The sequence below is a fragment of the Cupriavidus sp. GW822-FHT02D05 genome (assembly GCF_058802485.1).
Window position 1 is genome coordinate 1 of record NZ_JBXAOE010000088.1, and the last position, 864, is coordinate 864.

Below are 864 nucleotides of genomic sequence, written 5' to 3' on the forward strand. Positions count from 1 at the left end.
ACGGCAGGGTTCATGACTGGGGTGAAGTCGTAACAAGGTAGCCGTATCGGAAGGTGCGGCTGGATCACCTCCTTTCAAGAGCGTGCATCTTAAGTCGAGCGTTCACACTTATCGGTTTGTTTGCTGTTACAGCCAAGGGTCTGTAGCTCAGGTGGTTAGAGCACCGTCTTGATAAGGCGGGGGTCGTAGGTTCAAGTCCTACCAGACCCACCAAGTTACGGATGGTGGTTCGAAGCTGAACCTCCGGACAGAAGTAAATTGGGGGATTAGCTCAGCTGGGAGAGCACCTGCTTTGCAAGCAGGGGGTCGTCGGTTCGATCCCGTCATCCTCCACCAATTACCTCGCACTTCAGTGTGCACCTTGGATTGGTCGTCAAAGGCAAGCGCTTAGGATTGAGCGTTTGCCTTTGGCCTTGGCCAAGACGTTGCGAGACGAAGTCTCGCGCGGCTGTTCTTTAACAATATGGGATGTAGTAAAGGTGTCGTGAGCGTTGATGAGACGCTGAAGTAAAACACGATACCGGGTTGTGATTGTATCAACCGAAATGTATTTAAGTGATCGAAAGATGACTTGGAATACGGCACAAATGCGAGAACTCATCCTGTAGCGAGCACGGCTTGAACGCAAGTTTGAGACACACTCGTTATAGGGTCAAGCGAACAAGTGCATGTGGTGGATGCCTTGGCGATCACAGGCGATGAAGGACGCGGTAGCCTGCGAAAAGCTTCGGGGAGCTGGCAAACAAGCTTTGATCCGGAGATGTCCGAATGGGGAAACCCGGCCCGAATGGGTCATCCCTGACTGAATACATAGGTCAGGGAAGCGAACGCGGCGAACTGAAACATCTAAGTAGCTGCAGGAAC

At 52.2% G+C, this 864-nt stretch carries 2 tRNA genes and 2 rRNA genes; all 4 read left to right on the forward strand.

What is annotated here, in order from left to right:
* Positions 1-75 (forward strand): 16S ribosomal RNA (locus AC1RQK_RS40470); the annotation flags it as partial.
* 61 nt (positions 76-136) lie between these two features.
* Positions 137-213: transfer RNA gene (locus AC1RQK_RS40475), tRNA-Ile, on the forward strand.
* Between the two features lie 47 nt (positions 214-260).
* Positions 261-336 (forward strand) — tRNA-Ala (locus tag AC1RQK_RS40480).
* Between the two features lie 314 nt (positions 337-650).
* Positions 651-864: ribosomal RNA gene (locus tag AC1RQK_RS40485) — 23S ribosomal RNA — on the forward strand; the annotation flags it as partial.